At 37.2% G+C, this 26,154-nt stretch carries 26 protein-coding genes and 1 tRNA gene; 7 read left to right on the plus strand and 20 right to left on the minus strand.

Features of this window, described 5'->3' with window-relative positions; translation table 11 throughout:
- Nucleotides 1-50: 50 nt before the first annotated feature.
- The 3 genes from QGM71_RS17960 to QGM71_RS17970 form a co-directional block, all read right to left on the minus strand.
- Entirely contained in the window at nucleotides 51-998 is a 948-nt protein-coding gene (locus tag QGM71_RS17960) for an MBL fold metallo-hydrolase (RefSeq protein WP_327608949.1), read from the minus strand.
- 147 nt (nucleotides 999-1,145) lie between these two features.
- Nucleotides 1,146-2,498: a tripartite tricarboxylate transporter permease gene (locus tag QGM71_RS17965; RefSeq protein ID WP_327608950.1), complete on the minus strand. Its 1,353-nt coding sequence runs from the start codon at nucleotides 2,496-2,498 to the stop codon at nucleotides 1,146-1,148.
- 2 nt (nucleotides 2,499-2,500) lie between these two features.
- Nucleotides 2,501-2,761 carry a hypothetical protein gene (locus QGM71_RS17970; RefSeq protein ID WP_327608951.1) on the minus strand — a complete coding sequence of 87 codons (261 nt, stop codon included), beginning with the start codon at nucleotides 2,759-2,761 and terminating at the stop codon, nucleotides 2,501-2,503.
- Nucleotides 2,762-2,920: 159 nt separating this feature from the next.
- On the opposite strand from QGM71_RS17970, the gene QGM71_RS17975 reads away from it, so the two are divergent.
- Nucleotides 2,921-3,535 (plus strand): spore coat protein, encoded by a 615-nt coding sequence (locus tag QGM71_RS17975; protein ID WP_327608952.1) that lies wholly within the window; start codon nucleotides 2,921-2,923, stop codon nucleotides 3,533-3,535.
- Between the two features lie 100 nt (nucleotides 3,536-3,635).
- Here QGM71_RS17975 and QGM71_RS17980 read toward each other — a convergent pair whose 3' ends face one another.
- Both QGM71_RS17980 and QGM71_RS17985 read right to left on the minus strand, forming a co-directional pair.
- Nucleotides 3,636-3,812, minus strand: a complete 177-nt coding sequence (locus QGM71_RS17980) for a hypothetical protein (protein ID WP_327608953.1) — start codon at nucleotides 3,810-3,812, stop codon at nucleotides 3,636-3,638.
- A gap of 24 nt (nucleotides 3,813-3,836) precedes the next feature.
- Nucleotides 3,837-5,783: an aconitate hydratase gene (locus tag QGM71_RS17985; protein ID WP_327608954.1), complete on the minus strand. Its 1,947-nt coding sequence runs from the start codon at nucleotides 5,781-5,783 to the stop codon at nucleotides 3,837-3,839.
- A gap of 112 nt (nucleotides 5,784-5,895) precedes the next feature.
- Here QGM71_RS17985 and QGM71_RS17990 point away from each other — a divergent pair, with 112 nt between their 5' ends.
- The gene (locus QGM71_RS17990; protein WP_327608955.1) at nucleotides 5,896-6,066 is read left to right on the plus strand and encodes a YfhD family protein; all 171 of its coding nucleotides are present in this window, start codon (nucleotides 5,896-5,898) and stop codon (nucleotides 6,064-6,066) included.
- Nucleotides 6,067-6,177: 111 nt separating this feature from the next.
- On the opposite strand, the gene QGM71_RS17995 is transcribed toward QGM71_RS17990, so the two are convergent.
- A complete protein-coding gene (locus QGM71_RS17995) occupies nucleotides 6,178-6,402 on the minus strand; it encodes a helix-turn-helix domain-containing protein (RefSeq protein ID WP_327608956.1) in 225 nt (74 codons plus the stop codon).
- 212 nt (nucleotides 6,403-6,614) lie between these two features.
- On the opposite strand from QGM71_RS17995, the gene QGM71_RS18000 reads away from it, so the two are divergent.
- The 4 genes from QGM71_RS18000 (at nucleotide 6,615) to QGM71_RS18015 (ending at nucleotide 10,118) form a co-directional block, all read left to right on the plus strand.
- Nucleotides 6,615-7,058 (plus strand): YueI family protein, encoded by a 444-nt coding sequence (locus tag QGM71_RS18000; RefSeq protein WP_327608957.1) that lies wholly within the window; start codon nucleotides 6,615-6,617, stop codon nucleotides 7,056-7,058.
- Nucleotides 7,059-7,153: 95 nt separating this feature from the next.
- On the plus strand, nucleotides 7,154-7,408 hold the full coding sequence (locus QGM71_RS18005) for a DNA alkylation repair protein (protein WP_327609017.1): 255 nt from the start codon (nucleotides 7,154-7,156) through the stop codon (nucleotides 7,406-7,408).
- A gap of 48 nt (nucleotides 7,409-7,456) precedes the next feature.
- Complete coding sequence (locus tag QGM71_RS18010) at nucleotides 7,457-7,981, plus strand: type 1 glutamine amidotransferase domain-containing protein (RefSeq protein ID WP_327608958.1); 525 nt, start codon at nucleotides 7,457-7,459, stop codon at nucleotides 7,979-7,981.
- A gap of 157 nt (nucleotides 7,982-8,138) precedes the next feature.
- The gene (locus QGM71_RS18015; RefSeq protein WP_327608959.1) at nucleotides 8,139-10,118 is read left to right on the plus strand and encodes an acetoacetate--CoA ligase; all 1,980 of its coding nucleotides are present in this window, start codon (nucleotides 8,139-8,141) and stop codon (nucleotides 10,116-10,118) included.
- A gap of 142 nt (nucleotides 10,119-10,260) precedes the next feature.
- Here the strand turns inward: QGM71_RS18015 and QGM71_RS18020 are convergent, their stop codons facing one another.
- The 5 genes from QGM71_RS18020 to QGM71_RS18040 form a co-directional block, all read right to left on the minus strand.
- Nucleotides 10,261-11,874, minus strand: a complete 1,614-nt coding sequence (locus QGM71_RS18020; RefSeq protein ID WP_327608960.1) for a glutathione ABC transporter substrate-binding protein — start codon at nucleotides 11,872-11,874, stop codon at nucleotides 10,261-10,263.
- 33 nt (nucleotides 11,875-11,907) lie between these two features.
- Entirely contained in the window at nucleotides 11,908-12,969 is a 1,062-nt protein-coding gene (locus tag QGM71_RS18025; RefSeq protein ID WP_327608961.1) for a M42 family metallopeptidase, read from the minus strand.
- Between the two features lie 524 nt (nucleotides 12,970-13,493).
- Nucleotides 13,494-14,921: a sodium/pantothenate symporter gene (gene panF / locus QGM71_RS18030; RefSeq protein WP_327608962.1), complete on the minus strand. Its 1,428-nt coding sequence runs from the start codon at nucleotides 14,919-14,921 to the stop codon at nucleotides 13,494-13,496.
- Nucleotides 14,918-15,202 (minus strand): YhdT family protein, encoded by a 285-nt coding sequence (locus tag QGM71_RS18035; protein ID WP_327608963.1) that lies wholly within the window; start codon nucleotides 15,200-15,202, stop codon nucleotides 14,918-14,920. The genes panF and QGM71_RS18035 overlap by 4 nt, the downstream gene beginning before the upstream one ends.
- 148 nt (nucleotides 15,203-15,350) lie before the next feature.
- Complete coding sequence (locus QGM71_RS18040; protein ID WP_327608964.1) at nucleotides 15,351-19,052, minus strand: 5'-nucleotidase C-terminal domain-containing protein; 3,702 nt, start codon at nucleotides 19,050-19,052, stop codon at nucleotides 15,351-15,353.
- A 299-nt stretch (nucleotides 19,053-19,351) separates the two neighbouring features.
- Here QGM71_RS18040 and QGM71_RS18045 point away from each other — a divergent pair.
- A tRNA-Ala gene (locus tag QGM71_RS18045) sits at nucleotides 19,352-19,424 on the plus strand.
- A gap of 250 nt (nucleotides 19,425-19,674) precedes the next feature.
- On the opposite strand, the gene QGM71_RS18050 is transcribed toward QGM71_RS18045, so the two are convergent.
- Genes QGM71_RS18050 through QGM71_RS18090 form a run of 9 tightly spaced genes read right to left on the minus strand, consistent with a single transcriptional unit; the run spans nucleotide 19,675 to nucleotide 26,148 of the window.
- The gene (locus tag QGM71_RS18050) at nucleotides 19,675-20,046 is read right to left on the minus strand and encodes a holo-ACP synthase (RefSeq protein ID WP_327608965.1); all 372 of its coding nucleotides are present in this window, start codon (nucleotides 20,044-20,046) and stop codon (nucleotides 19,675-19,677) included.
- A 12-nt stretch (nucleotides 20,047-20,058) separates the two neighbouring features.
- Entirely contained in the window at nucleotides 20,059-20,622 is a 564-nt protein-coding gene (locus tag QGM71_RS18055; protein ID WP_327608966.1) for a GNAT family N-acetyltransferase, read from the minus strand.
- Nucleotides 20,615-21,097: a hypothetical protein gene (locus tag QGM71_RS18060; RefSeq protein WP_327608967.1), complete on the minus strand. Its 483-nt coding sequence runs from the start codon at nucleotides 21,095-21,097 to the stop codon at nucleotides 20,615-20,617. The genes QGM71_RS18055 and QGM71_RS18060 overlap by 8 nt, the downstream gene beginning before the upstream one ends.
- A complete protein-coding gene (locus tag QGM71_RS18065; protein ID WP_327608968.1) occupies nucleotides 21,090-21,557 on the minus strand; it encodes a GNAT family protein in 468 nt (155 codons plus the stop codon). The genes QGM71_RS18060 and QGM71_RS18065 overlap by 8 nt, the downstream gene beginning before the upstream one ends.
- Nucleotide 21,558: 1 nt before the next feature.
- Complete coding sequence (locus QGM71_RS18070) at nucleotides 21,559-22,119, minus strand: hypothetical protein (protein ID WP_327608969.1); 561 nt, start codon at nucleotides 22,117-22,119, stop codon at nucleotides 21,559-21,561.
- Between the two features lie 23 nt (nucleotides 22,120-22,142).
- Nucleotides 22,143-23,507, minus strand: a complete 1,365-nt coding sequence (locus QGM71_RS18075; protein WP_327608970.1) for an MATE family efflux transporter — start codon at nucleotides 23,505-23,507, stop codon at nucleotides 22,143-22,145.
- Between the two features lie 14 nt (nucleotides 23,508-23,521).
- Nucleotides 23,522-24,391 carry a hypothetical protein gene (locus QGM71_RS18080; protein ID WP_327608971.1) on the minus strand — a complete coding sequence of 290 codons (870 nt, stop codon included), beginning with the start codon at nucleotides 24,389-24,391 and terminating at the stop codon, nucleotides 23,522-23,524.
- Nucleotides 24,384-25,535 carry an acyl-CoA dehydrogenase family protein gene (locus QGM71_RS18085; protein WP_327608972.1) on the minus strand — a complete coding sequence of 384 codons (1,152 nt, stop codon included), beginning with the start codon at nucleotides 25,533-25,535 and terminating at the stop codon, nucleotides 24,384-24,386. The genes QGM71_RS18080 and QGM71_RS18085 overlap by 8 nt, the downstream gene beginning before the upstream one ends.
- On the minus strand, nucleotides 25,528-26,148 hold the full coding sequence (locus tag QGM71_RS18090; protein ID WP_327608973.1) for a hypothetical protein: 621 nt from the start codon (nucleotides 26,146-26,148) through the stop codon (nucleotides 25,528-25,530). Before QGM71_RS18090 ends, QGM71_RS18085 begins: the two co-directional genes overlap by 8 nt.
- Between the last annotated feature and the right edge of the window lie 6 nt (nucleotides 26,149-26,154).

Here is a 26,154-nt window from a genome sequence, read left to right on the forward strand (position 1 = left end):
CTGCGAACGGTTTGGTACTTTAGAATCCCATTGCTTCAGCTGTGGGAGTGTCAATGCTTCAACGTCTTAAAATAATCTATTATTCCAAGCGCACTTACCTGCATATCTAAATTAATGAGGATATATACTTCATGATCATCTTCAACATCAAGCTTGCGTAAGTGATCCTTCACTCTATGCATCAGCCGTGCGGACAGTTCATCATACCCCTTACCTTCTGCAATAATCAGTTCTGCTTCTTCCATAAATACTTCAAGCCATTCGGAAACTTGTTTAAGAGCTTTATTCGGGTTCTTCGTCATACCATAGTGACCATAGTATATTCGATCAAGATTCATGTCGAGCATGCGATTAATTGCTGCTTGCATGTCATTTGGATTAAATTGATTCGGTGAAGTTGAAGGCAGAAACAGCGAAACTCCATCACGAAGGAGTTGTTGATAACGAACCCCTACTGTATCTCCTGTAAACATTCCGTTACTAACAGGATCATAAATGCTAAAGTGATGTTTTGCATGGCCAGGTGTATTCAAAAATTCCAGCGTACAATTAGAGCCAATTTGTAATGTTTCCCCATCTCCTTTTATTAATAAACGATCTTCAGGTACAGGAATAATTGGATCAAATAATTCAGAGAAGCTTTCACCGTATACTGCTCTTGCTCCAGCAGCAAGTTTTTTAGGGTTTATCAGATGTCTTTCGCCTCTGGGATGCACAATAACAGTGGCGTTTGGGCAGTCCCTTACTAACAGTCCAGCTCCCCCTGCATGATCTAAGTGGATGTGAGTTACAATAATATATTTCACCTGATCAAGTGAAAACCCCAATTTCTTCAATCCGCTTTTCACATGTTTAACAGATGGGCTAGGTCCTGTTTCCACTATTGTTAATTCTTCCTCAGCAATGACATATGTACCCGTCCGTTCCGGTACACCCAGGTCAAATCCGTCAATTAAATGAACTCGAGTATCTAATTGGATTGGTTCTTTTCCCTCCATGAAACTACCTCCATTTTACAGATGATTAGTTAACTCCATAATATCACGAATCCAGGTATCATTTTTCTTTAGCTTCAACATCTTTTTTTCTTTCACATCGATTTAATACTCAAAACTTGAACTAAGGCAAATCGCCTGTTTAATAGTTTAGAACAAAAGGGAAACCAACCATGGTGCTGCGTATAGCGTCATAAATTGCACGCCATAATTAACTCCCTTACGATGTAGAAATCCTGCCACTAACGCAACCAGGAAAACACCACCAATATTGATGATTCCAGCATCCATAAAGGCAAGCATTACTACTAGTCCAAAAAACAGGCCAATCATTGCTTCATGTGGGATAAATTTAAATACAAATGCACATATTTGTTGCGCATATTTAATCGTCACGTAAAATGTAAAGCCAATCGCAACTGCAGATGCAATTACAGTAGCAACTATAAACTCACCCATCGATAACATATGGTGGATATTATTCTCCGGTGTAAAAACTGGTGGCGCATTAAATAAAGCACCACCTGGACCGATCGCCGTTGGGGAAAGGGGTAATCCAATTGCAATAAGCGGTATTAATATTCCAGAGATATAGGCAGCATTCGTTAACCCGTCCATACTTGAAATTGCCCGAGACGCTTTTTTTATGGGCTCTTTTATCCTACTCGTTAACGTTTCTCCTAAGAAAATCGTCATTCCAACCGGACTCATAAAAAATGTAAACACACCAATCACAGAAGCGAATGCACTTGTGCTAGCTTCCTTTTTATCCAATATTTTAAATGGGTTAGGAAATCCTTTTATTTTTTCCGTTTTGGTTAGCTTAATGTCCTTCAAACCATAGCGGGGTAGTTTTTCCCTTACCTTTCTATTAAGTAACTCAACTAGTTTTAGGATAACAGGTCCTATTGTAATCCCTAGGAAGAACGAAGTGAAAACTGTCGTCCCCTCTGGTACAACACCGATTTCCCAATAAAAAATACGTAATCCTTGGATTAAAAAGGCAAATGGAATAATAGAGAGAAGTGCTACCCACCTATTTTTAGTCATAAGAGCTAAAAAGATCGCCCCTCCAAGAAATATTTGGCTGGAGAATTCTGTAATTACATCAGCCCATGGAACAATGAAACTTGCTAACAACAAGCTCATTGGCACGGCTATGATTGTTCCGATTACAGATCCTGAAGCCATTTTTCGAATACTGACTTCAGGTAATCCATGTTTTTTTAATACCATGGCGTGTTCAACCATCGGGGCAGACATTACACCACCCGGAATACCTGCTATCGCAACTGGTATAGAGTCTGTTAATTTTTTAGCTACAATTGCCGAAATGAAAAATGCTAATATAACAATCGGTTCAAAGCCTGAAAGAACCAGTACTAAAGTTACGGGAGCAAGAACGGCTGTTTCATCTGTGCCTGGTGCAATTCCAATTAACGTGTATAATACCGCACCGATAACAGAGGCAGCAATTAATTCAAAAATCAATACGATATCCATCGCTATTCCTCCCCATTCACATAGCGAAACGTTCTTTTTGGTCTTACTAAGATGCTACTTAACACGAAGCCTATAACTGCACCGATTAGCCCATAAACTAATGGTTTTGGTGGCTCACTTGGCGCAATTAGATATGCCCCGAGTGTTGTTACACTAGAAATAAAGAGACACAAGACCAAGTCTTTTATGTTTACGAGGTCCTCCCAAACTTCAATATTCTCACCTTTTTCAGCTTGTTTATCTACCCTGTTTTTATTAGACATTCGTATACCCCTTTGGTTTAAGCCTATTATAGTTTTCCATTATACAACTTAATATAGCTTTAATGAAGTCAAATGTTAAAGTATTTAAAGGGTCTCTTAATGAATAATTTATCTCTTTTTGTCCAAAATAACCTTGATAATACTTAAGGAGGAAATTAAATGCAGAATCAACAGCAAAATCAGAATCTCCAAGACTCTTCATCCATGCCGGATCAGCAAAGTCATGGCGGGCACGAAATGTTTGATGCACATGAAGCAATATCTGGATTAATTGGCGGAATGGAACAATATTTGTTATACGAACAACACATTCAGGATCCAGAATTAAAAACTATGTTACAACAACACAGAACTTATTTGTCCCAACTTTACAATACAATTGTTGAGACATTAAAAACCGGCCAGGAGCCAACTGTAGGAACACAAATATATAACATGACTCAAAGTAATAATGTTATTTATGGAATGCAACCTACACAGCCAAAGACTCCTGCACAAACGGTAAATGAGATTAACGACCAGTGTGTTTCCAGCTATATGATGGGAATGCTGAAATCCTCAGCATCTGCTTTTACTATGACATCATTAGAGACAACAAATCCCGTATTAAGAAGAGTATTTGCAGATAGTGTTCCAAACCTGGTAGAAATGGCATATGAAGTATTCTTATACCAAAACAAAAATCAGTATTATCAAGTTCCACAGTTGAAGCAGCAGGACATGCAGCAGTATATGAACAGCTTTGCACCAATACAAGGAACAACGTCACATTAAATAATAAAATAATAGATAGAGGGTGTCCTGAAATTTCAGGACACCCTCTATCTGTTATAGATCGTTATTCGGACTTTTTAATGATTTTTTCTTTAAAATCTTAATCCAGCAGGCGATTATTCTCGTCTACAGACATAATACGTGCAGAACTCGCAGCATCTGATTTGGCATGGATACCATCCCCATTGCATACACTGCATCTGTATTGCCAACCTTCATCATCTGCAAGCATTCCTGAACCTTCACAAGCCTTACACGTATTTTCTCTATTTACCATTTCATTTCCTCCTTTTAACTTGCTCTAAATTGCTCTTTCTTTTACCCAGTTAATAATACCGCCTTTTAGCATAATTTCTTTTTGACGTTCTGATAATGCTTGCCTAACTTTAATTTGTTGATTTTTCCCTTTTATTCCTATTGTAAAATCATCGCCTTTTCTCACTTTTTCTTTCAAACCAGTGACCTGTATAATATCACCTTGCTTTAACATGTCATAATCCTCTTCATTTACAAATGTTAATGGAAGAACACCAAAGTTGACTAAGTTCTGCCAGTGAATTCGTGCAAAATCTTTTACTAAAGCTACACGTAATCCAAGATACCTTGGTGCAAGTGCAGCATGTTCCCGACTAGATCCTTGCCCATAGTTAAATCCTCCAACTACAGCATGCCCTCCCTTTTCCACTGTTTCCTTACCACGCTGGTAATAGGTTTCATCAACAATTTCAAACGTAAACTTACTTATCTCTGGAAGGTTACTGCGATACGGCAGCACACGCGCTCCTCCAGCAAGAATTTCATCTGTGGAAATATTGTCACCCATTTTTAATAAAATAGGTATTTCCAACTCATCCGGCATTTCGTCCATTTTAGGAATCGAAGCGATATTAGGTCCTTTATGCAACTTCACATTTTTTGCTTCTTCATATGGCAATGGTACATCCAGCAGATTGATATCAACAGTAGGTTTTTTCGGGTCCTGCACGTTGGGATACTTCATCTTTAATGTTCTTGGATCTGTTATTTTCCCTGTTAATGCAGATGCAGCAGCTGTTTCTGGACTGCATAGATAAACACTATCCTCACGAGTTCCAGATCTGCCAGGGAAATTTCTTGGGGTTGTTCGTAAGCTGTTTCTTCCTGATGCGGGCGCCTGCCCCATACCGATACATCCATTACAACCTGCTTGATGTAAACGTCCCCCTGATTGCAGTAGACTTGCGATATGACTTTCTTTTACGAGATCCGTTAACATTTGCTTAGAGGTTGGATTGATGTCAAACGAGACACCATCAGCAACCCGTTTACCATTTACAATTTCTGCAGCTATAGCAAAGTCACGAAAACCTGGGTTTGCCGATGAACCAAGATAGGATTGGTATATTGGTGTACCTGCCACCTCTGTAACAGATACTACATTTCCCGGACTGGATGGCTTCGCTATAAGGGGTTCGATTTTTGAAAGGTCCAGTTCTTCATCAATGTCGTAAGTTGCACCCCTGTCAGCCACAAGCTCTATCCAGTCGTCCTCTCGGTCCTGTTCTGCCAGAAACCGTTTAATTTCTTTGTCAGATGGAAATACAGTACCCGTTGCCCCAAGCTCCGCTCCCATGTTGGCTATAACATGACGATCCATAGCACTCAGTGTTTTAATCCCTGGACCATAATATTCAATCACTTTACCGACCCCACCTTTTACATCGTGGCGACGGAGAAGTTCTAAAATCATATCTTTTGCGCTGACCCAATCAGGCAATTCACCTAGTAACTTAATGCCCCACACTTTGGGCATTTTCACGTAAAAAGGTTCGCCTGCAATCGCCAGAGCTACATCGATTCCTCCAGCTCCCATTGCCAGCATTCCCATACAGCCATTGGCACACGTATGGCTGTCTGAACCGAGCAAGGTTTTTCCTGGTTTAGCCAGCCGTTGCATATGTACTGGATGACTAACTCCATTTCCAGGACGACTGTGGTACAGACCAAACCGCCTAGTAGCACTATGTAAAAACAAATGGTCATCTGGATTTTTACTATCTTCCTGAATTAAATTATGATCCACATATTGGGCGGAAGCTTCTGTTTTTGCTGCATCCAGCTCCATAGCCTCCAGTTCCAGCATTACTAAAGTTCCTGTGGCATCCTGTGTAAGTGTTTGGTCAATTTTAAGACCAATCTCATTACCTGGAACCATCTCACCTGAAGTAAGGTGATCTTTTATTAATTTTTGCGTTACATTTAATGGCATGAAAATTTCCTCCTTTTATACCTACATATATTGATTAGTATGTGAAAAAATGCTTTTATTATTTATATGTTTACACATACTATGGAGGAATCCATTTAAATGAGGTGACAGTATGGGTAGAGATGATCATAAAAACCGCAAAAATAATTACCTTGCACAGACTCCAAAGAACCTGAAAACCGACGGTAAAGATATAGAGTTTGCTGAGGAATTTGCTGATCATGAAGATAAAGAAGCCCTGTCAAGAAGCAGGGCTGCAGACAGAAGAGTTAAAGAAAGATAAAAATCGGGAGCGATTCACCTTAAAGTGAATCGCTCTTTCACAGAACTTTAAGTCGTTGGAAGCCCACTCCTTTAGTGGTGGCGAGGAAAACGACTTCGGACAGGGGCGGAATTAATTCCGCTTAACTGTCCGACAATCTGTTCTTCCGAATAAATAATCCATTGAAACATCAAAGAAATCCGCTAATTTAATCAACATATCAAACCGTGGTTGCCGTTCGTTTGTTTCATAATAGGTTAAGACTCGTTCATTAACCCCGATGATCTCTCCTAATTCTTTCGCAGATAACCCTCTTTCTTTCCGTAATTCTCGTAAACGTTCTCCGCATGTAATCATAATTTTCAGCACCCCCTTGAAAAGGAAACGAATGTTCGTTATAGATACGGTGTCGTAAGTCATTGTGTACTTTAGAACCCCACCGTTACTCGTAAGAGGAACGGTTACCCTTTAGAGGTGGGAGTATCAGTAAGAAGCCTGTTTCATTGCGTCACGACTATCTTGTTTGTACAATAAGATTAAAATGGGCTACTTTAAAGTGAGGCATAGTGATGAGTAACAAAAACGTAGATGATTATCTCACAGAAGGAATATACGGTAAACGCAGACCAAAAGAGGCAGAAAGACAACAATTTCTGGGTACTCTCAGAGAGCGGATAGTCCTAGCTTTAACTAAAGGACAAGTTATGTCAGATAAAGGTCTTGCAAAGTTAGAAGAAGCAATGAAGGAACATAAGGATGCCAAATTAATAATGAATGGCCATGTTTCCTATCGCTTCCTTAAAGAGGAAAAAGCGCTGGCAGATAAGTACAATATCCCTTATACCACTATTACCAATGAAGAAACCGATACGGATATTGGTGCAGTCTTAACCTATGATCACGCTATTGATAAAGAGAATATTTTTATTGAAAAAGAAAATACTAGTGAGGAAAAGGAAGAAACTAACAAGAGTAATGAATCATTTTTCTCTAAATTAAAGAAGTTTTTTTAATACTAAATCGGTCATTTGCCCCCAGGCATGTTGGCCGATTTATTTCTTCATAAAATACTGCGATATAGAGATAATAAGAGGTGGAGGTGTTTGATATCACTAAACCATATCGATGTCCTAATTGCAAAACGAACAGTACAAGGTTTAATATTATTGAACAAGTAGCAAAGCCTATAAAGCTAGATCCACATACGGGTGAGGTTATTAATGACTACGCAAACGCAGCCACAGAAGTTTTCCATATCGCGTACCAAGGCCCAAAGCATAAAATTCAATGCGGAGCATGTGGTCTTATTGAAGATGAAAAAAATTTTGTTAAGTTTGCCGAATATCACCAAGGTTCGAATTAATCATCATCCTTTGATACACTAAGGTATACTAAAGTATGGAGGGATTACATGCGATTAAAAAACAAAAAAGTTATGGCGCTTGTCGATCATGACTTCGAAGATTTAGAACTATGGTACCCTGTATTACGCCTTCAAGAAGAAGGCGCACAGGTTGATCTGGTTGGAATGGAAGCCAATAAGAAGTACATTGGTAAATATGGAGTTCCTGCTGAATCAGCATATGCCTTTACGGATGTTCAAGCGGATGATTATGACGCCATCCTTGTGCCTGGTGGTTGGGCACCGGACAAATTAAGACGTTATTCAGAGGTACTGGAATTTATAAAAGTAATGGATAAAGCCAAAAAGCCAATCGGACAAATCTGTCACGCAGGATGGGTACTTATTTCCGCAGATATTTTACATGGCAAAAAAGTAACAAGTACACCTGGAATTAAAGATGATATGACAAATGCAGGTGCCACTTGGGTTGATGAAGCAGTTGTTGTCGATGGTCATATTGTATCAAGCCGCCGTCCCCCTGATTTACCACCATACGTAAAAGCATTTGCAGATAAACTGGCTGAACAGTAAAGATCAGGTCCCTCGCTTATTTTAAGTGAGGGATTTTTTTGTTCTTCTATCAACCTGATAAAAGAGCGGAACATTGGGAATCTCTGAGCCATTCCTTTACACTTGGAAAGCGGTTTCATATAATAGTAGTAGTTACATGAAATTCAGGAGGGGTAGGATGAGTCAAATAAAAGAAGGTACATTATTGTGGGAACCTGATGAACAGAGAAAACAGCAATCAATTATTTACGATTATTTAAAATGGTTAAAAACAAATAAAAATATACATATTGATGATTACCAATCGCTTTGGGAATGGTCTGTTAATGAAATAGAGGCATTCTGGGAATCGCAATGGGAATACTTTACTATTAAATCAGAAAAACCATACAAAACCGTATTATCATCACATCAAATGCCAGGTGCAAAATGGTTTCCCGAGTCAACAATTAACTATACGGAACATATTTTCAGAAATAGAGAAGCTAATAAACCGGCTATTATTCATGCTTCAGAAACACGAAGTAAATCAGAAGTTACTTGGAAACAGCTCTACAAAGAAACAGCTGCACTTCAGCGGACATTAGTTAAACTCAATGTACAAAAAGGTGACCGGGTTGTCGCTTATGTATCAAACATCTATGAATCTGTTGTTGCCTTCCTGGCAACAGCTAGTCTTGGGGCTATTTGGTCGAGTGCTTCCCCCGACTTTGGTACACAAAGTGTCATCGACCGCTTTAAACAAATCGAGCCTAAGGTAATGATCACAGTTGATGGGTACAGCTATGGCGGAAAGCAGTTTGACCGTACAGAAACAGTGAGGAATATTCAATCTGAGCTTCCTACACTAGAGGCAACCATTGCTATTCCTTACTTAAATGAGTCTGCCGATTTCAGTAAATTAGTAAATGTGATTCCATGGGATAAAGCCTTAGAGGAAAATGGAGAAGAAACCCTTACTTTTGAACATGTTCCATTTAATGACCCACTATGGGTTTTATTCTCTTCGGGGACAACCGGGATACCAAAACCAATTGTCCAAAGCCAGGGTGGGATTTTACTGGAGCATTTAAAGGCATTAACCCTCCACGCTGACTTAGGAGAAGATGACCGCTTTTTCTGGTTTACCACAACAGGATGGATGATGTGGAACTTTCTGGTCGGTGGTCTTCTTACAGGAAGCACTATTATTCTATATGATGGAAACCCAGCTTACCCAGATAAGAAAATGCTTTGGAAATTTGCTGAAGAAACAAAAATGACTGTCTTCGGAACAAGTGCAAGCTATATTACTGCATGCATGAAGGATGAGCTTAACCCTGGGGAAGAATTTGATCTTAGTCATTTGAAGAATATAAGTTCAACAGGATCACCCTTACCACCAGAAGGTTTTCAATGGTGTTATGAAAATGTAAAGAAAGATCTGTGGATTGCTTCTGCAAGCGGAGGAACAGATGTCTGTACCGCGTTTATTTTAGGGGCTCCCATCTTACCCGTCTATGCTGGTGAACTCCAATGCCGTGGACTTGGAGCAAAAATTGAAAGCTTTAATGAGGACGGCCACTCACAAATAGATGAGGTTGGGGAATTAGTACTTACAGAACCCTTTCCTTCCATGCCGATTTATTTCTGGAATGATGAGGATGGCACTCGATTACATGAAAGCTACTACGATGTCTATCCCGGCATTTGGTGTCACGGCGATTATCTAAAGATCACAGATCGGCACACCTGTGTGATTTATGGACGTTCTGATGCAACTATAAACCGTGGTGGTATACGAATTGGCACAAGCGAAATTTACCGCGCTGTTGATCAAGTAAAAGAAGTTGCTGATAGTTTAATAGTGGACATTCCAAAGGATGATGGCGATTCCTTCACCCCATTGTTTGTTCAAATGAAAGAAGGCTATGAATTAACGGCAGACATTCAGCAAGCAATTAAGAAACAGATACGTACACAATGTTCCCCGCGCCATGTGCCAACTGGATTTTATGAAGTACCTGACTTACCTAAAACATTAAACGGAAAAAAATTAGAGATCCCTGTAAAGAAAATTCTAATGGGCAGACCAGTGGAAAAAGTCGTCAATAAGGGGTCATTAAGTAGTGAGGACGCGTTAGACTTTTTTGTTGAATTTGCAAAAGAAAAGATTTAGTATACTACCGAATTTAAGAACACAAACTAGTAGTAATTTTCAAGCTCATTTGGTATGAAAACAGCAAAAAATCCGCCTTCGATTGATTTAAATCATTCTGAAGGCGGATAATCAGTAATTAGTCTATTTCCTTTTTATTTAACTACTCTTCTAAATAAACCTCTTTTAATTGCAGTAATTGGGTTGGAAGCTGTGACAGCCCATTCACTTTCTCACTTACTCCCAGTATATATTCCTGGTTATGGATATAAACCATAGGCGCAATTTCTACAAGCATTTCTTGTGCTTGACTATATAACTCTAATCGTTCATCAGCGTCAGATGTTTGACGCGCACCACTTAAAAGTTCATCAAGCTGCTCATTTTCTGTAAAGGTGCGGTTTCCCGCTGACCCTAAGTTGTCAGAGTGAAACAGTGGATACATTCCATTATCGGCATCCCCAGTCACGGTTGTCCATCCAAAGACGAACATCTCGTGTGCACCATTTGCTGTTTGTTCAAGCATAGCGCCCCACTCAAGAATTTCTATTTCTAAGTCTATCCCTATTTCAGCAAGTTGTGCTTGTACGTTTGTTGCTGTATCAATACGCTCACGATTATCATTTGTCCAAAGAGTGGCAGAGAAACCATCTTCGTAACCCGCGTCAGCCAATAACGATTTTGCTTCTTCTTGATCATACTCGAGACCAGATATATTTTCATCATATCCAAATATACCTGGAGCTAAAGGACCGTTAGCCGGGTTTCCAATACCATCATAGATACCATCAATAATTTGGTCCTTATTAATGGCCATCGAAATCGCCTGACGTACACGTTCATCATCAAATGGCTCCTTGCTCATATTGAAACCGACATAAGATAAGGAAGAACTTTCCTGTCTCTGTACGGTCATGCCATCACGTGCTTCTACTTGTGCTACATCAGAAGGACTAAGTGGATTGCTAATATGAGAATCTCCAGTTTCAAGCTCAGCAAATCGCGTTAAATCTTCTGGAACAACCTTAAAAGTTACAGAATCCAATAATGCACTTTCATCCCAATAGTCTTCATTTTTTACCAATTTTACATATTGCCCTGATTCCCATTCTTCAAATTTAAAAGCACCAGTACCCTGAGGGTGCTCATTAATTATACTTCCAGGCTCTTCCCCATCTTTCATCGCTTCATAATCTTCTTCAATTTGCTCAGAAGAAATCATTAGGCCACCCGGATGAGCAAGGTGCGCTGGTAGTGGCGCGAAAGGGAATTCTGTTGTAAATTGAACTGTATGTTCATCTATTACTTTAATATCTGTTATCATGTCATACATAAATGATGTTGGTGCAGCAATCTCAGGGTCAAGTGTACGCTCTATATTTGCTTTTACCACTTCAGCATTAAATTCTGTTCCATCATGAAAAGTAACACCTTCACGAAGCTCGAATTCCCACGTCAAGTCATCTACTATCTTCCAGCTTTTGGCAAGACCAGGCTGAACTTCCATATTTTCATCCTGTGTTACAAGTGTTTCAAATATATTTATTTGAATGTCACTTGAAGGTGTATCGTTGGAAGCTGCAGGGTCTAAGGTTACAGCATCCGATAAAGTTGCAATAACTAAGTCTCCACCTTGTCCTTCTCCCTCACCTGAATCTTCATTACTGGCTGTAGCTCCGTCGCTATCATCAGGTTCACTTGTACACGCTGCAAGTGCAATGCTTAGTAGTAATGTAAGTACTAACAACATAATTGATTTTCTGGATGATGTTTTCATGAATTCATATCTCCTATTTCTGTATTGTTTTAGTTAGAATGTAAAGTCTGTTTTGTCATCGATGTTAAAAACGAATGCTTTAAGTAAATCTTTTGTTGCTTCAAGATCCTTCATACTTATTAGTTCAACAGGTGAGTGTGTATACCTCGAAGGAATAGACAGGACACCAGTTGGTATTCCTTTATCGGATAGAGCAACAGCCCCCCCATCGGTTCCTATCCCAGGAAACACTTCCAGCTGGTAATTAATTGAAAATTCTTCAGCAAATTTAACCAGTAAATCTTTCATTGTTTTCTGGACAATCAAGCTAAAGTCCATCACTTTAATTCCTGTGCCAGCGCCTATTTGCAGGCTGTTGTCCATAATGTCTTCCGGTGTATCACTAACAGCCGTTGTATCAACAGCAATTGCAATGTCCGCATCTACTTGACGAATACCGGTTTGAGCGCCTCTTAATCCAACTTCCTCTTGTACTGTAAACAATAAAACAATTTCCCCGGCGAAGTCCTTATTCTGCAATTCATTTAGTACAGTTAGCAAAACAGCACATCCTGAGCGGTCATCCAGTGATTTTCCTATCATCATTTTGTTTCCTTCACTACCAATGAGCTTCGCTTTCGTTGCCCACGTAATTGGCGTACCAACATCAACACCCAGATCCTGCACTTCCTGTTTAGAAGTTGCACCGATATCAATATACATTTCCGCATGTCTGCGAACTTTTACAGGATCATCAAACTTAAGGAAGTGTGTAGATAATGTTCCTATAACACCATCAAACTCTTTATCTTTGCCCATCACTTTAACTTCCTGTGCCAGAAGAATACGATCATCATGGCCACCAAGTTTCTCGAAACGGAGCAAACCATTTTCTTCTATCTTTTTAACAATAAAACCAACTTCGTCCATATGTGCTGTTAATAACGTCACAGGACCTGATTTATTACCTTTTTTCATTACGATCACATTTCCCATTGTATCCACATGTACATGGTCTGCTTTCTCTTTTACATAGTCTTCTATAAAATAGGTTACATTCTGTTCATAACCACATGGTCCACTTAGTGATGTTAACTGCTTTAATAGTTCTTCCATGCTTTCACCTCCCTATCCATAAGGTACAGAAAATTTCTCATGTATTCCTTAATACATGAGAGTGGCAACTTCTAAGAATTTATATCTTAGCTGCCTTGCACCAAGGAATCTTACTTCCTTGAATATTCTAGCAGACGCAGGTACCATCCGCTTTTTTAAAAAACAAGCATTCGTGTGAAATTCGAGTTGTAATTTGTACGGGGTTTTTTGAAGATCCTTTATATGTACTGATAAGTATTTTTGTAAAAATCTAATTGAAAAAGCGTGTTACTATCGGTACCCTTTGGAGAATCCATCTAGAAACACCTTTAAACAATAGCAATATAATTATCGACCTTTAAAAGGAATTGCAAATCATTATATCTCATTAAAGTAACAGAAATCAAACATTTGTTTGAAAAGTTAAAGTGTTTAAAAAGTGATAGCGTTTTCAAAATCATAGCTGGTAATAGAAGTTACTTTTTATAAGAAATAGCCCCCCTCTATGGTAGAAGGAGGCTTATTACTATACGTACATATTTTTTCTAAACTAATCTTCTATGTGTAGCCAAGCTAACTACTACATAGGCCACAAATGAGACAACAATTGGCAGCACTACAGAGTGCAGGCCTAAAGGCTGCGGAAAAAATGAGTCAGACAAAATATACAGCCCTACCCCTGCTATCATGGAAGCCAAGGCTCCATACTTGTTTCCTTTACTCCAATACAACCCCAGTACAATCGGCCAAATAAATGCTGCTTCCAGCCCACCAAAAGCAAAGAGGTTCAGCCAAATGATTAAGTCGGGAGGGTTTAGGGCTAACAGGAAAACAATTATTCCTAATACAGCTGTGATTCCGATACTTAAGCGCTTTACCTTAGTGTAAGACGCTTTTGGTTCTATATAGTTTAAGTAAACATCTTTAACGATGGAGGAGCTCACTAATAGCAATAGAGAGTCTACTGTCGACATAATTGCAGCCATCGGTGCTGCCAGCACAATACCAGCAAGCCAAGCCGGCATTACCTCTAGTGCAATAAGTGGCATTACCGTATCACCAACTTCGATTCCCGGTAAAATAGGTCGAGCAAAAACCCCAATCAAATGCATGTTCAACATGATAAAACCAACTACAATTGTTCCAATAATCAGTGCCCGGTGCATAGATCTTGAATTCTTATAGGACATAGCTCGGACAGCCACTTGAGGCAGCGCGACTACGCCTACACCCACAAGTATCCAGAAAGACGATACATATGTCGGTGTAAGGTTTCCTTCGGCACCGAAGGGAGTTATTAAATTAGGGTTCTCAGCAGTAAGATCTGCCATAATTGCAGGAATTCCCCCACCAGCTATGATGGTAGCTATTAATAAAACGAGGGTACCAACAAACATCACACTTCCTTGGATAGCATCTGTCAGTGCCACAGCACGAAAACCACCAATAGTTACATAAACCAGTACAGATACCGCAAAAATAAATAAAGCACTTGTGTATGTAAGCCCCGTTAACGATTCAATTAATCTAGCACCACCGATCCACTGAGCTGCCATAGCGGAAAACAGAAAGATAATAATGCTGAAAGCAGAAAATAGAACAACCCACTTTGATTGGTAGCGTTCCTTCAAAAAATCTACCATTGTAACTGCATTATACCTTTTCGTAACAATCGCAAATTTCTTACCTAAAACCATTAATACAAAATATCCTGTGGCTACTTGTGTCATTGCTAACAGCACCCAACCCAGACCTTCATTATAAGCAACGCCTGGACCACCTATGAAACTACTTGCACTTCCATAGGTTGCTGTCATTGTCATCGCTAACACAAAGCCGCCCAGACTTCGCCCACCCAGAAAATAGTCCTGCAAAAATGAGTTAGAAGATTTAAGATGCCTGCCTGCATACATTCCAACAGCAAATATAATTACTAAAAAACCAAGTAACGGAATAATTGCCTGCCAGTTCATTCGCTTTCATTCCCTTCATCAAAGGGAATAGCCACAAAGAACTTCTTTACAATTATAGTAACTAATACAGCCATTACAATGAATCCGAGTATGCAACTATAGAAGAACCAGGCAGGGAACCCGAACACATATGTATATTCCGCTGGATCTTTGCTACCTAAACCGTAAGCAAATGCATACCACCAAATAAAGTTAAAGATTACTAAACCGACCCCGATCAGCGCTTCCCGGTTTGCAACTTTAAACAGATACTCATCCTTTGACAGATCACCACTTTTCATTTCCCACACCTCTTTTATTTTAAAATATACACATTTATCTTTTATTAATATAACGTATGGTGAGCCAGGTTGTAAATGTTTGAAAATTTTACCTATTCCATAGTAAAAGGGATCAGCTGTTTTTAGCTGATCCCTTTTGGACAGTTTACTAATCTTCTAAACTTACTTTTAAGACCTTATCATTACTATGCTGCATTTCGAATGTCTTCGATGTTGTACCATTGGTTACTTCTAAAGTAACATCTTTCTCTTTCAAAATATCCACCTGTTTTTTATTAAGCAATAGACTTCTTGATTTCTTTTCATTGTATATATTGATTTGTACATGCACTCCTTGCTCAAGTGCTTCAAGATCTTTCGTATGGACAGTAGCTCTTCCATTATTCCCCTTAGGTTCAATTTCCACTACTGGTTCTTCTTCCCCTGGTCCACCAGGTTCTTCGTCCGTTTCTGTTATTCTACCTTCAGGTCCATACTCTAATGGGTTGTCTTCAGAACTATTCAGACTTTCGACGAAATCAACCGTCGCATCAATATCTGCCGGTCCCATTATCGGGTTTTTACCTAAGTCTTTAATTGGGCCTTCTGATGTTCCCATATAATTGTTTACGGTCAATGTATACACTTTGTGCATATCAATTGGTGTTCCATCAGGTAATGTAATATCAACAACCTCACTCAACTCGGAATTCCATGTATAATGTAATCCGCTGACACTATAGTCTGGACCATACATTGGTGATATTTGTTCGTTGATAATTGAATAGAGGTCTGCGCCAGTAACTTCCACTGTCATTATTGTGTTACCAAATGGCTGGATATTGTACAAGTCACCCCAGGTAACTTCTCCTGCAAGTAAATGGTCTCTAATCCCACCACCGTTCATCATGGCAAAATCACTGCCCATTTTCCAGTTCATACCATCTGCAATTAGATTTCCTAAACCGTGATCACCATCACCTGTGTAACTTCCTGTAAGATCGTATGCATTATATCCAATCACCTCATTGATGATAGGTGCAATACGATTGGCGTAATTATCCAAAATAGCAGAAACATTTTCATCTGGGCTGTAGTTGCTCTGTTTTACAAAAACAACTTCGGCTTCCTTCTGTACAATGTCACCAGTCGTACGGTCAATGACTAAATCAATATCCGCAAAGGCCTTACCGTATTCCGAGGATTGAACGATTAATTTATTGTCCACAACACCATCAACAACTTGATGATTGTGAGCAGCAATAATAACATCTACAGCGTCATCTGTTTCTCTTGCAAGGTCAGCCGCTCCACCTGTCGCTCCATCACCAGACTGATCGGCAGGTATATGTGCTAACACGATAATCGCTTCAATCCCCTGAGAAGTGAGTTCATTTACAGATTCATTCACTGCTTCTGCTTCATCCGTAAACGCAATCCCCTCAAGAGAAGATGGCATTACCATATTCACTGTTTCTTGGGTATTAACTCCAATAAAACCAATTTCCACACCATCTACTTCTTCTATATGATATGGCGGCAGGAATGTTTCATCTGTGTTTTCATAGACACAATTTGCACAAAGTACCGGGAAGTCCATACCCTCATATCCATCTGTCCCTAAGCCTTCCGGGTGGTCTCCCCCATCTATCATGCGTAATAACTCGTCAAGCCCTTCATCAAATTCATGATTTCCAACCGTACCTACATCAAAACCAATTTCATTCATAATTTCTACAGTTGGTTCATCCTGCAGCAAACCTGATACAGGAGAACTTCCCCCAATCATATCACCAGAATGGACGAGCAGCGTATTCGGATTCTCCTGTTTTCGCTCTTTTAAGGCTGCAGTAGTATAATCCATACGACCATACATATCATTAACACCGTCATTATCAGGGTCAAGACTGTATTCCTGATCAATTTTTCCATGAAGATCATTCATACTTAATAACTGAATTTCAAGTAAGTTATCATCTGGATTTCCTTCACCGTCAACCGGCTGGTACCCATAGGATTCAGCTTCTTCAGCAGTTGAAAAGAATATTCTCTTTTCTACCGGTACGTCGGCCCAATTATCTGGTGTAACATATTCCATCGTATTGGAATTTCCAACATATCTTGAAAAACCTTTTCGGTCATCATTTGCACGGAATACAAATGGCAATTCCATTAATGGATTTTGTGAATTCCATATATTTAATTCCTGATCCTTCGCTTCCTTAACCGCATCCTGATATTCTGGATAGACTTCTTCGTCAAAAGGTGCGATAAAATAAGTCGATGCGTAACCTTGGCGCACCATTTCCAGGTTTATGTTTAACCCATCTTCTTTTCGAATTATTTCAGCTAGTAATCTACCATAATCATCCGTGGCTTCTTCTCCAACTTTCACCAGTATTTCATCACCAGGCTCAAGGAGTTGGCTTATATATTCTGTGGCTAAGTCTCCATAATATTTTTGATTCTGATTTATTTCTTCTCTTTCTGGATCTTTATTATGTGCTGTATATGTCTCAGCTGTATCCATATTCAGGAAACGCACATTCGTTCCACCAAGCACTGGTGTCTGGATGTGAATGGTATCTCCATCTGTTATCCTTTCTACAGTAGATTCATAGACGCCAGCAGATGATGGTGGTTCTGGTTGTTCATCTGCAACCTGGATGTCAGCCTGTTCTGTTGGTATCAGTTGATAATCATTATATTGACTCACTATGGCTGTGATGTTGTACCACATATCAGATTCAACCAAAGTCAGGTCAAGTGCATTCTCCATCACACGAAGTGTCGTACCATTATAATCAGCATCTACTAACGATACATTATAACCACCGCCTGCAGGACTATCTGGAATATTATTAATAAAAGCGTTGACCCGAACAAGCTCCCCTTCATATGATTCTGCTATTTCAGGGTCTTGAAGGTCTTCTAATGTAATGGACTGCACTTCAGGTAACGCTTGACCTGTTTGAGTAACCTCAATTGCAGCAGGAATAATTTCCTTTAATCCATTATATGAATCTAACACACCTGAAACTTTTACCTCATCGCCTTTTTCAAGATCTGGTAAGTGGCCTTGTTCATACGCAAAAAGATTAATGCCGCCTGTAGCGTCTTGTATGTATGTCGTGAACTGGGCACCATTACTAATTGCAGCATGGTCAACTGTAACAATTCCTTCTACTGTAACTTCCGTACCATCACTTAAATTCCTTGCTTCCCCAATGGTGTACTCTTCCCCAGGTTCTCCCGGTTCTTCAGGAGGATCTATCGGATCAACTCCATCCATTGTATGAGTGCCAAGGTATGCGAACGTATTAGTTGCATACTCAGTCCACTGCGTCTCTTCATATGCTGAACTAGGTCCTGTTACGGAGGAATGCCTTACCAACGTTACATCCTTCGCATAGTCACTATCGTCCCCAATTACACCTAATACATCAATTCTTTCTTCATCACTATTTTTTAAAACAAATGCATCATTACCATTAAAGTTAATAACCGCAGAATTTGTTAAATCAGCTTTTTCTAAAATCTCAGGATCTGCGCTATTATGTGAGATGACATAGACATCACCATGTTCCAATGTACCTGATAAAACAAGCGATTGACCAGGGTCAGTTGCTCCATTAAAGTATAACTCTACTTGATAGTCAGATAGGTCTACTGTACTTCCTGTTCCATTGTAAATCTCGATTGCTTTATTAAATGAGCTTCCCTCGATGTACTCTGAAATAAATAAATCTTCAGCTACTATTTCATTACTTTCCGCTGCTGCTGTTGTTGCAAAAACCGTAGAATAGTTCGTAAAAACCAAGGTGAAAATAAAAAGTAAGTTGACAGCCTTCCTCACAGTCGTATTTTTCATTAATACCCTCCGTTTTACTAGATTTGTATCGTATTCACTTTTTATACAAACTAGGAATATGACACACTACTAGCATGGCACATTACGAGGGCTGAAACAATTAAGTTTTTGTAAATTTCTAGTAAATTCAGACTAATAAAAGAGCCCTTTCAGAAAAACAGTTAGAAGGACCTATAATAAAATCCAGCTTGCGTCATGAGTACTAGTCTAATAACCTGTTCCATTTCAATTAACTCATTTTATATTCTAGTTTACTTGAAATTAAAGTGTACACAGTATATAATCTATCTTGTGTGCACGGGGCATTAGCTCAGCTGGGAGAGCGCTTGGCTGGCAGCCAAGAGGTCAGCGGTTCGAGCCCGCTATGCTCCATCACGATAAACGCTTACACGTCAATATATATAGGCGTTTATACTATGTCGATGGTGGAAGACTCGCTCATAAACGAGGGAACTTATGTAATAAACTATCCAATAAGCAAACCACAAAAAGGAATATGACCCATAGGGCGCATAGACGTGATTAGAGTAGGAATTTAATATTTTTTTAAGGATGGATATTACATGAAACACTCCCTAGAGTCTGCTCTAAATTCGATAAAATCCTAGTGGTGCCAGATATCCTAATGAATCAAAACTACCGATATTACCGTTTCTTTTTTATGTGTAATACTAACTTCGATATTTCGATAACCTTTTTCCGTAAAAAAGTACTTTACATTATTATGCAGAACTACAGTCGGAGCGTTATTAATTTTTAATATCTCAATATCCTTCCAGGTAACTTTTTTTCTCGTTAAAAACCCAATACCTAACGCCTTTACAACAGCTTCTTTCGTACAGAAACGCCCCGTTAGAAATTCTAACTTCCTATTAAATGAGAAACCATCCGTATACTGAATTTCATTCTTTGTAAATAGGAAGTCTCTATATTTTTCGGAATTAATGATATTGATCAATTCACTTTGATTAGCTATATCTATGCCGATCTTCACAATACATCACCACTATACTGATTGAAACTTGGATTTTAAGTTTATCAGTTTTTCTTTTTTTGTTCTCTTTAATTCCAAATATTGCTCTTTAGTTTGGTTCCATAAATATGATGCCCTATATTCTCCAAAAGTGAATGAGTCCATCCTTCTTTTTAGTGCATTTTTGGGGGCACTTTTTAAAAGTAAATTATTTCCCTCTAGGATTTGGTTTATTACAGATTTCATATTAAGTTGATTATACAGATAGTTATACATTTCCACCATAGCTAAAAATCCAAATCCAATTCTATATTTAGGCAAAATACTAATGGACAATTCACATGATTGATTAATCCAATCAATATCAGAAATCCAACAATATCCTATAATTTTTTGGCTCTTCGTTTTGATTACATAGTACCTCTTATTATCTTGTTGTTCTATCACAGCATCGGAATAAAAATCCTTTAATTTACTTTTGTCAACCGTCATTGACAAATGATTTAAGTTCTGTTGTACATGAAATTCATATAAAAGGGATATTCTCCCATCAATATCCTCTTCTTCTAAATGAGTAATCATAATATTTTTATTCAAATAATGCATCCTCCACATCTAAAAAATATAACTTTTGAGTAAAGTAATTTCCATTATAGAACTGATGCTCCCTCAGTTTTGCAGCCTCATTAAAGCCTACTTTTCTAAAACTAGTTACTCTCAGATCATTTATCTCTTCACATTTAATAAATTTACTAATATTGAAGATATCATAGATGGTATTTAGGAAATCTAATAAGTAGACGACCTCCTGATCTCCGTCACTGGAAAAAGCCAAATAATCAATATATGCAGTTTCATTGTTATAAGGGATCTTTTTAATTAAAAATACCCCTTCTAAGCTTCTGTTTGAAGTAAATGAAAATATATCTATTTCATTTCTATTTAACTTTTTTAAAATTAACTCTCGATTATCTAAATACGGATTTACGGATAGGTATGTAGTTTGTAATGCAGACATTTTTAATAAGAAATCAGTTTCCGTATTTATATCCACTCTTCGAAAATCATTCATTATTATTACTCCAATCTCGTTTAGTTAATCCTAATATCATTCTATTGTGAAAGGTATGATTCCAATATAAATGGGTAGGAATGGAACCTTCATTTAGAAACCCTATCGATTGTAGTATCTCCTGTTCCTCGTGCTTATCTTCTATTAAATATCCATAAATACGATTTAAGTTTAGTTTATTAAATGCAAAATCTAATGATTCTTTAAGTAAATCTACTATATTCATCTGCTCGTCAATAATCGATAGTTGCATTTTGGAATGACTATGAATAAAATCGGTATCTTTAAACAAAACAAATGCTTGATTAGGAACTACTAATATCCTATCGTCTGGTTTAATTTCGTGAAGTATGTTAGGAATATACAATTTGGAGTCCGTCCTTTGAACAAACAATAATTCCTCAGGAACCCAATTCCATTCCAATAATGACTTATATTTACTTCTATATCCCGTGAGCATATTAATTCACCTTTTCCTGGCTAAATCGATTTAAGCTTTTACCTATTCTTCTATTTTCCTTTGAAACTTCTCCCAATAATTTATATATATATACTTGGCTATAAGAACTACCATTGAGTTCAATTATTTTTTCCAGTGATCCCTCTTTCTTGAAGTCTAGATCCTCAAAAACACGTTCATATTCCCAATCAAATTCTGCATAAAATGTGGCAATTTTAATAATTTGTATCATTTTTGAGTAGGACGAAATTGCTTTTTTAATAATATTTATTTTGTTTTCCAATGATATCTTGTTACTAATCCTAACAAAAAAGGAATAATGTCTTGCTGCTTTCATATTTTCACAGAACTCCGTCACCCCAATAATCTCATCATCCATTTTAATAACCATTGCATCTTTTACTAAGTTAAAAATTTCTTTCTCGCTTAAATAATTGGGGATAAAAGTTTTAAAGTAAAAATCTTTCTCATTAAATAAATCACATATAGCATTAAGATCCTTTTCAATAAACTCATCCAAAGTTAATCTACTATCTTTAATTTTCCTATCAATATAATTCATTCACTCTTCCTCCTTCATTTATATTAGGAAAGGTTGGCAGCTCTTTTTATCTTTACCTCGGATATAAATTCTTTTCTTATGATATAGCCCATGGCTACAACAAAAATGATTCCAAGCCCATTTGTTAATGTCATCGTCCAGTATAAATAATTTGATTCTCCATAATGTAATGTTAAGAACCAACCAACACCAATAATCGTAATAAAATATAGAGCGTTAAATAATACAGCTATGACTCCTTTATTTATTTGTTCTAAAATGGTAATAGTCATTAAAGAAAGTCCCATAAATAAATGGGAAGGTGCCACTATGAATAAATACAATACCGCCTCCCTAATAGATGATTCATTTTTTATCATTAAGGATACAATTTCTTCCCTAAAAAAAACTAAAATTGTTGATATTACCAGGTAGAAGAGAAATGTATAGATTGAACCAGTTTTAAAGGTATTGTATACCCTTGGATAATACTGTTTACCTGCACCAATATTGTGGTTCATAATGATACCAAGTGCTGTGCCAATTGCTATAGAAGGAACTAGTGAAAAAGTTTGGATATAATAGGCTACTCCAAATCCTGCGATGGCCTCCGGGCCAAAGGGTTTTATTATTAAATTAAAGAAGAAACTACTTACAAAAATCACTATATAAGACAATGAAATTGGTATACCAACCTCTTTTAAATAATGAATTGATTTTCGATAGAATTTAAAATACTTCCTGTTAAATACAAGTAATTTATTTCGTATTAAGAACATTAATGTAACAACAATTAAAATCAATGTGCTTAACATATTTCCATAAAAAATAGACAATAGCCCAAGTTTAACTACGAAAGAGCAATAATAAACCGCCCCAACATTTACTAGAGCGTAAAAAATAACTAATAACGTTGATAGGTTAACTTTTCCTATTCCTCTTAAACTAGAAGTTAAGACCATAAAAAACACACTGAAAATACTTGATAAAAACATTAGATAAATAAAATGCATAAAACGTTTTTCTAAATGATTAGGGATTTGAAAATAAGATATGATCATTGGGGCAAAAAGAACTACCAGCAATAAAACTATAAGTGATATTCCAATCCCAAGAATTATAAAACTGTTTATATTTAAGCGGATATCTTCGTCTTTTCCTTCACCTTTTAGTCTGGCAATTGAAACTTGATTACTTATCTGGATCCCTTCCGTGAGAGCAATGATAAGAAATGCAAAAGGGATATATAATGAACGTAGATACGCCTCATCATCACCAACATTGCCCATAAATGCAATATTCGTTAATTGTACAATCTGTGTAACAAGGGATGCTAAAATCATTGGTAAAGTCACTTTAATAATTAGATGAGGTATCTTCCCTGCTAAAAAATTCATTGATTTTTGCATTCATTCAACTCCCACTAGTTAATGTGAATAGCACAACAAGAAATCTTATGCCTGAAATTCGTTGTCATTACAAGTATCTGTTGTTTCTTTAATACATTATTTGATTTTAATATTTCTTTGACGGTGACCCATACATCTCCTGATTGGTAATCTACAGATGCATTTTCCGTTCTTTTATATAAGTTAGGAATAAATTCTAATTCCTTCAATGTAAGACGATTTTGAATTACTGTAACAGTATCAGACTCATTAAATAGTTTTGATAACTGGGTATAGTACCCCTTAAATTCTTCTAGAAAAAGATCCTTATGAATATAACCATCTGACTCTGTTACTTTTGTTGATATAAAATCAATTTTATGTCCAGATTCTTTACTTACTTCCAAACAGACCGATGAATTACCTAGATTCATTTCAAAATGACGAGGGGTAGCGTTATAACTCATTTTTTCGGTCATTAATAATAATCCCTTCTTTTTTAAAATGTAGTTCATTAATTTAATACCTTCCACACTAGCAATATTTTCAAGATGGGATAACCCGATATAATTCTCCGCGTTTACACAAGAGTTGAAAATAATGGAAGCTAAAGGAGAATTGAGCGGCCTATTATCTGCCTGATTTTGGCAATAAACCAACAAATCATATTCTTCCTTTTTAACCTCTTTTAAAGCCTCTACTGATAGTTCCACACTGGAAGTATCTTCATTTAATAAATGTTTTTTAAAATATTCGCTAGATATATCAGGTTGATAATACTTTATTAGTTTATAAATCGGCATAACATAATAATTCAAATCACCTTTGTTTTGATTGGAAGTTTGGTATATTACGCCATTTATATTGCTAATAAATAATGAGTTAGGCTCGACAAGGCTATACATACGTTTTACCCCTCTTAACTAACTGATTATAGATATTCATTTTTTGGATATTACTTGTTCCTTCCATGAATTCAAAAGCTTTTGCATCCCGATACCATTTATTTAAAAAAGGATGCTCAATTAATCCATAAGGACGAAATAGATCGATTGCGAACTCCGAAATTGCATTTACAAGTTTTACAGCCTTAACTTTTGCCATGGATGATATATAACCTAAAGTTGCATCTTGATCTAATTGGAGTGCAGAATTTCGAATAAGCCTTCTTACTGTAACGATCTCTTCTTCATATTTTGAAATCATATATTTTTCGTGTGTTGTATAATTCCTTTTATTTTTCTTTATATAATCCATCGTTGCTTGAGCAACACCTAACGCCAATGCAGCCACACTTGGTCTCATTTTATTAAATGTCCCTATAGCCCCCCAAAGCCCTCGTCTTGTTGGACTGAGATGCATTCCTAAAATGTCCTCTTGATAATTAATAACGAAATCATCAAAATACAAATGAGCTAACCCTGCACCTCTTACTCCAAGCGTATCTATTTTTTTTGAAAAGAATCCTTTATTTCTAGGGTCTATTAATAGACATCCGATTCCAAGAGGGCCTTCTGAAACTTTAACGAATACAATTCCTATTTGTGCTCTACCACCATTTCCAATGTATTTTTTTTCTCCATTCAAGTAGTATACATCTTCTCGTTGACTTATTTTGGTCTCAATGTTTGCTCCATCTGAACCTTTTTGCGGTTCACTTAAGGCAAAAAATGTCCAAGTGTGTTCATTAATTATTTGATTATAATATCTCTCCTGCTGCCTTTCGCTAGCTAAATCAAACATAACTTGACCAGAAAGTGAAGGACCTGGGGCGCCTAATGTTACCCCAACATCGCCATAGGCTAATTGCTCTAAAACAATAACTCTTTCTAAAACCTTTTCACCAAATACTTTTTCACCATTAATCTTTAATGGATTGTCGTTAAAACGTTCAGGCACAAGCGCTTTAGATAATAGATTCACTCCATCTAGGTGTGTATAATCATATATTTTTTTTGGATTTTCATCTATCTCTAATCCAATTTCCCGAAAGGAAGCTGCTATTACTTTTGTTTCAAGTTCTAAATAATGTATGGTCTTATCATCCATCGGTTACGCCTCCATATATATCTTGAATTAACCTTGATATATAATTCATTTCAATTATTCCATCATTTATAAAACCACTTGCTCCACACAAGCCAAGTAAATATTGTTTAGCATCACTTAATTTTTGATGTAACTTCTGTAATGTAGTTAGATCTATATCCTCCATATTAGACTCTATATCTATCGTTGTGTATTCAGTGAGAAAAAGAGCTACGTCATTCCTTGTTAACTGTAATGCATTTAACTTTTGGCGTCCGGAATATCGGTTTTCCAAATAGTTTAAACAACTATCTAACATCTTTAAGGAGAGTCCCATTCGCATAAAAAGCCAATCCTTTGAAAAGGCCAAGTCGACTTGATTAGGGTTAATATACAACTTTTTTTCTAGCAAAATAAGGTTTCTTAATGGTAAAATAGGAATATATACTTCCTTGTGCTCAGGTAAATTATGATGGGACATTGCACTTTTAGTAGTTAAACAATATCCGTTAACAAAACAATTTACCGTTTTTTTATTATTTTTATAAAGAAAAGTAATCGAACCTTCTATTTCATTATTTCTAGTAAAATCAATGATTTCCTTTTTCCTATTTTTTATGATTGTAAAACACATTAAATT

The sequence above is a fragment of the Virgibacillus tibetensis genome, from assembly GCF_036026595.1.
Taxonomy (GTDB): domain Bacteria; phylum Bacillota; class Bacilli; order Bacillales; family Amphibacillaceae; genus Virgibacillus_P; species Virgibacillus_P tibetensis.